This is a genomic window from Nonomuraea sp. NPDC001684 (assembly GCF_053596515.1).
In genome coordinates, this window is record NZ_JBSFGJ010000547.1 from 1 (window position 1) to 5,695 (window position 5,695).

Consider the following 5,695-nt stretch of genomic DNA (forward strand, 5'->3'; position numbering starts at 1 on the left):
CGGTCGGACAGCGGCCCGATGACGAGCTGCCCCAGCGCCAGCCCGGTGAGGAACGCGGTCAGCGTGAGCTGCACGCCGGCCGCGCCCGTCCCCAGGTCGGCCGCCAGGTCGGTGAACACGGGCAGGTACATGTCGGTGGCCAGCGGCGCCACCGCCGACAGCAGGCCGAGCACGACCAGCAGCGGCCCGGACACCCCGGTCCTGGTCACGAGACACGCCCCGGCGGGCGGTGACGGTGGCGGTGGGGAGTGGCGAACTCCATGGTCATGATCTCCAAGACGGCCGCGCGGCTAGAGACCTAGGATGTTCCGTGATCCGGCCACGGCTAACCGCGCCACCGGCACCCGAGCGCGAGACGTCATCGCAGGTCCACCCGCCGGCGGAGCCCGGGTGGCCCGCGTCGCCGAGACAGGAGCACCGCATGACCGCCCGGCTGCCCGCCCTTCCCCCGGAAGACCTGGACGACGCCCAGACCGAGGTCTACCGCGCCATCACCGGCGGCCCCCGGGCGGCGGGCCCTCAGGTCTTCCCCCTCGCCGACGAGCGGGGACGGCTGCGCGGCCCGTTCAACGCCATGCTGCTGAGCCCGCCGGTCGGCGGCGCGCTCCAGGCGCTGGGCGCGGCGGTGCGCTACGGCTCGGTGCTGCCGGACCGGGCCAGGGAGCTGGCGATCCTCGTGGTCGCCGCCCACTGGGGCAGCGACTTCGAACGCGACGCGCACGAGGCGGTGGGCCGGTCCTGCGGCCTGACCGAGGCCGAGCTGACCGCGGTGCGCGAGGGACGTCCGCCCGGCCTGGCCGACCCGGCCGAACGCGCCGCCGTCCTCGCCGCCCGCGAGCTGACCCGGACGGGGACGCTGGCCGAGGAGGACTACCGGGCGGTCACGGCGGCGCTCGGCGAGCGCGGCCTGTTCGAGCTGACCACCCTGGTCGGCTACTACGCCACGCTGGCCCTCCAGCTACGCGTCTTCGCGGGCGAGCTCCCCCCGGAGCGCCGCGAGCGCTGAACGGCGGCGCGCACCGGCCCTCGTCCTTCCTGGGTCACGTGCTGGATGGCGGGGACGGGAGCTGCGGCGGGTCGAGGCGGTGGCCCAGCCCGCCGACGAGCCGGGTGACCATCGCGCTGCGGGCGGCGAACAACCGGCTGCGCGGCCGCGGCCACCATCGGGCCCAGCCGGTCCAGCAGCCGGTCCGGCTCCCCGCCCGGCCCGGCCGTCAGCGGCCGGACCTCGATGCCCTCCCGCGCGGCCCGGCGCTGCGTGCGCCGGATCTCGGCCCGCCTCTTGCGCGGCAGATGGTCCAGGTACGCCTCGTACGACGGCCACGTCAGGTCCAGCAGCGTCTCCGGCAACCAGCCCAGGCGGCTGTAGCCCGGCTGCCCGGCGGCGTACGGCAGGTGGTCGACGACGCAGAACAGCAGCCGCTCGCGCCTGACCAGCGACCGCACCGCCCGCAGCAGCACCCGCCGCTGCGGCCCCTCACCGCCCAGCAGCCCGGACGTCGCCGTCATCGGCGCCTGGACCTGGAGGAACGGCCACCTCCTGGTCAGCCGCCCGAACCGGGACTCCAGCACCGGGTTGTGCAGCCGGTGCTCCAGCGCGCACACCGCCGCGGCCACGAGCCCGCCGTCCTTGCGGACCAGCAGGTAGCGCGGCCGGTGCCCGGACAGGACGCGTTCGGCCAGGGCCAGCCAGTGATGCCGCACGAACGGCACGCCGTCGGCGAGCGCGTCCCACTCCCCGGCCCCGACCTCGCCGATGGAGGCCGCCACCTCAACGCTGTACATCGCCCGCCTCGCCCGCCCGCCCTGCGGTCAGCACCCGCCACAGGACGGGCCGGGGCGGGTGCGGCCGCAGGGACCTCGCGCCGCTCATCGGTCCGCCTCCCGGCCGGCCCGGTCGTCCGTCCGGCGTTTGCGGGCCCAGAACGGGCCGAGGGCCAGCGCGTCCGCGCCGGTCCTGAGATAGCAGGCGACGGCGTCCTCGGGCGTGCACACGATCGGCTCGTCGTCGTCCCGGAAGGAGGCGCCGGCCAGCATCGGCACGCCGGTCAGCGCCTCGAAGCGGGTGATCAGGGAGTGGAAGAGCGGGTTGGCGGCCCGGCTCACCGTCTGCACGCGGGCGCTGCCGTCCACGTGCGTGATCGCGGGCACCTCGCCGCGGCGGTGGTCCAGCACGTCGAACCCGAGCAGCATGACCGGCGAGGGATGCCCCCCGGCGAAGTAGTCCGCGGACCGCTCGGCCAGGCACGACGGCGCGAGCGGCAGGAACGGCTCCCGGCGCCTGACCCGTTCGTTCATGCGCGCGGCGGACGTGGGGTCGCGCGGGTCGGCCAGCAGCGAGCGGTTGCCCAGGCCGCGCGGCCCGCACTCCGTCCGGCCCTGGAACCAGCCCACGATCAGGCCGTCGGCGATGCGGGCGGCGGCGTGCCCGGCGATGTCGTCCGGCCGCCGGTAGTCCACGCCCGCGTCGCGCAGCGCCTTCTCCATGCGCTCCTCGGTGAAGCCGGGCCCGGCGAACACGTGACCGCCCGCCGGGCGGGGCCGGCCGTACCGGCCGACGCTCACCTCCAGCGCCGCGCCGAGCGAGGCGGCGGCGGGCTGGGCGAACAGCTCCTCGAAGCCGGACTCGGCCAGCAGGCGGCCGTTCAGCATGGGGTTCATCGCGGTCTCGCCGGCCACCGCGAGCCGGGTCGCCCCGGTCGTCTCGCGCAGCCATCGGGCCAGGTGCAGCCCGGCCCGCTCAAGGGTGGCCTGGAGCGCGAAGGCGACGTCCACGGCGTGCTGGGTGAGCATCTTCCCGGCGGGCGGGGGCGGCGGGCCGAAGGCGTCGAGGAACCTCGCCGAGACGGTGTGCCGCCCGCCGCCCGCGTGCGGCTCGAACCAGCTCAGGTCCAGCTCGTGGCCGCCGTACGGGGTCAGGCGCAGCAGGTCGGCGAAGGGCTGGACGTAGGTGTCGCCGCCGTAGGCCGCCAGCGCCATCACCTTGTCCTCGTCCAGGCCGGGACGGAAGCCGAGGTAGCCGGTGACCGCCGCGTACAGGGCGCCCAGCGAGTGGGGCTGACCGACGTGCCGCAGGTGCCTGATCCGGTCCCCGTCGGCGACGGCCAGGCAGGTGCCGGTCCCGTCCATCGTGAGCACGGCGGCGGAGTCGAACGGGCTCACGTGGAAGGCGCCGGCCGCGTACGCGCGGTGGTGTTCCACCTGGTGCACCCCGAACCCGGCCGGGCCGGTGTGCCCGGCGGCCTCCCTGACCTCCCAGCCGGGCGGGGAGCCCGTCCGCTGCCCGTGGAAGGCCACGTGGTCCACCTCGTCCAGCCCGATCCCCGCCTGTTCCAGGCAGTAGGCGACCGCCCGGCGGGGGAACCGGCCGTCGTGCCGGACGCGGGTGAGCCGCTCCTCCTCGGCGAACGCCACGATCTCGCCGTCGCGCACCAGCGCCGCCGCGGAGTCGTGCGCCCGGGAGATGCCCATCACGTACATGTCGTCACTCCGAGTTCCGCGAGATCAGCATCCGGCGCATCACATGGGCCTTCACAGGCACCCCGAGGGCCAGCGCCACCAGGCCCCCGGCCGCCCCCGACCACGGCACGACGACGACCGCCAGCGAGGCGGTGGCCACCAGCCCGGCGAACGCGCCCGCCGACGTCACGACGAGCACGTCGTTGTTCGTGTTCTCCACCAGGTAGGCCGCGTACATCACGGTCAGGAACAGCGCCGGCACGACGAGGACCAGCCCGGCCAGGACCACCGGCGACGCCGCGAGCCCGTCCGGAGCCCACCGGAGCAGGGCCGCGCAGGCGACGGCGACGGCGCCTCCCGCCCACCCGGCCCGGCCCAGGAGATGTGCCGCCCGCGCCCGCCCGGCCCGTCCGGTGAGCCCGCGCAGCCGCCGCGAGGTCGCCGGCTGCGCGACCCGCAGCAGGTAGATGACGAGCTGGCAGACCGCGACCGCCGGCAGCAGCGCGAGATACAGCACGCCGCTCTGCCCCGCCCGCCCCGAGGCGCCGAGCACCAGGTACACGATCGCGAAGCAGAGCGCGTCGCACAGGTCGGCCGCCCCCAGCAGCCAGGCGGCCCGCGACAGGGGACGCAGCAACGCCCGCCGCCCATGACCGGCAGGCGGGCGCAGCCAGTCGCGGGGGAGCGCCGCCAGCGCCCCGCAGGTCACCGCGACCGTCCCGGCCAGGACGAGCAGCAGGTGCGTCTGCGGCGGCCAGCCGGTCCACAGGGTGGCGGCGGTGACGGCGAGCACCACGCCGCCGCTGGCCACGAAGGCCATCGTGTCCAGCACGGGCCGGCCGCGTACGCGGTGCAGCCCGGAGACCGTCATCAGCAGGCCCGTGCAGGCCGACCACGCCCCGGCCGCGAGACAGAGGGCCGCCGTCGACAGCGGCGCGATCACCGCCACGGGAACGAGCACCGCCAGCAGCACCGCGACCGGCGCGGCGGACATGGCCACCGTCAGCCTGGCCACCGCAGGGCCGGTCCGCCTGACCCGCGCCAGCGTCTTCAGCGCGGCCTTCTCCGGCGCGTCCGCGACCAGGAGCAGCCATCCGCACAGCCCGAGCGCGGTGGCGTAGTGGCCGAACGTCGCCCCGTCCCACACGGCCGCCGGCGCCGCCGCGGCGACCTGCGTACCGGCCCGGAACGCGCCCCGCCCCGCCAGCAGCCGCAGCACCGCCGCCGGCCGGAGGCGGGAGGCGGCATGGGCGTCGGCACTGGTCTGGGTCAACGTGGTCCCCCGTGGGTCGCCTGACGGCGTGGTGGCGTTCGTGCGCCGGGTCAGAGCGTCCGCCGTGCGGCCGGAATACCGGCCGGGGGGCCCAAAACAGATCAATCAGCGGACGCCGGCGGTGGTCAGGCGGCGCCGGAGCGTTGTGCGGCCTGGTAGACGGCCATGGCCTCGTTGCCGAAGAAGGGGCCGAACATGAAGTCGGGGGCGAAGTCGTACTTGAAGCTGTTGACGGAGTTCAGCCAGCCGAGGCCGCTGGAGGTGTCGAACCCCTCGAACCACGGTCCGCCGCTCGACCCGCCGGTCATCGCGCAGCGCAGCCCCTGGTCGCGGGTCCTGACCGGGTCCTTGAACACCCGTCCGCTGCAGAACACCAGGTCGGAGCCGTCGAAGGGGGCGGCGGCCGGGTAGCCGAAGGAGAACATCTGCCGTCCGGTGGGCTGGTTGAAGGCCACCCCCTGGCCGCCGACGACGTCGGTGAGCGTGCGTCCCTGTAAGGGCGCGACCACGGCGGCGGCGACGTCGAAGTTGATGTCCTCGTTGGTGTTCCACTGCTGGGTGGTCAGCAGCCGGGTGGCCACCCACGTGCCGAACGGGCGGCGGCCGTCGTCGAAGCCGGGGACGAACACCCAGTTGCGGTGGGCGGCGCCGTTCATCTTGACGCAGTGGCCCGCGGTCATCACGACGCTCTGGTTGGCGCTGGTCACCGCGGTGCCCGAGCAGGAGGCCGTACGCCCCTCGGCGGTGGTGAAGAAGACCCGGCCGACCGTGCGGGCGACGCCGCCCCCGTCCGCCCACGCCTGGCCCGGACTGTCCTGCGCGGGCGCCGCCCGGCGGGCCGCCGCCGCCGTGCTCCCGGCGAGCGAGGAGGCCGCCGCGCCGGTCCGGGAGCCGGTCCAGGAGGACGTCGTGATCCGGCGGCTGCCCGCGACGCCGCGCGTGGCCCAGGGCGTGCCCTGCGTC

Annotated in this window: 5 protein-coding genes and 1 pseudogene; 1 reads left to right on the forward strand and 5 read right to left on the reverse strand. The window is 75.8% G+C overall.

The features are described 5' to 3' along the window. Nucleotides 1-209: pseudogene (locus tag ACWCSD_RS46635) on the reverse strand (Bcr/CflA family drug resistance efflux transporter); the annotation flags it as partial. A 212-nt stretch (nucleotides 210-421) separates the two neighbouring features. Between ACWCSD_RS46635 and ACWCSD_RS46640 the strand changes: the two are divergent. Then, nucleotides 422-1,006, forward strand: a complete 585-nt coding sequence (locus tag ACWCSD_RS46640; RefSeq protein WP_449925243.1) for a carboxymuconolactone decarboxylase family protein — start codon at nucleotides 422-424, stop codon at nucleotides 1,004-1,006. Here ACWCSD_RS46640 and ACWCSD_RS46645 read toward each other — a convergent pair. The 4 genes from ACWCSD_RS46645 to ACWCSD_RS46660 all read right to left on the reverse strand — a co-directional run. After that, nucleotides 937-1,785, reverse strand: coding sequence for a peptidogalycan biosysnthesis protein (locus ACWCSD_RS46645; RefSeq protein ID WP_449925246.1), 849 nt, complete (start codon nucleotides 1,783-1,785; stop codon nucleotides 937-939). The two genes, ACWCSD_RS46640 and ACWCSD_RS46645, sit on opposite strands and share 70 nt — an antisense overlap. Before the next feature lie 84 nt (nucleotides 1,786-1,869). Beyond that, on the reverse strand, nucleotides 1,870-3,480 hold the full coding sequence (locus ACWCSD_RS46650; RefSeq protein WP_397160270.1) for a carbamoyltransferase: 1,611 nt from the start codon (nucleotides 3,478-3,480) through the stop codon (nucleotides 1,870-1,872). 4 nt (nucleotides 3,481-3,484) lie between these two features. Beyond that, nucleotides 3,485-4,732: a hypothetical protein gene (locus ACWCSD_RS46655; protein WP_449925249.1), complete on the reverse strand. Its 1,248-nt coding sequence runs from the start codon at nucleotides 4,730-4,732 to the stop codon at nucleotides 3,485-3,487. A 125-nt stretch (nucleotides 4,733-4,857) separates the two neighbouring features. After that, the coding region (locus ACWCSD_RS46660) for a trypsin-like serine peptidase (RefSeq protein ID WP_449925252.1) at nucleotides 4,858-5,695 on the reverse strand (838 nt) is incomplete at its 5' end.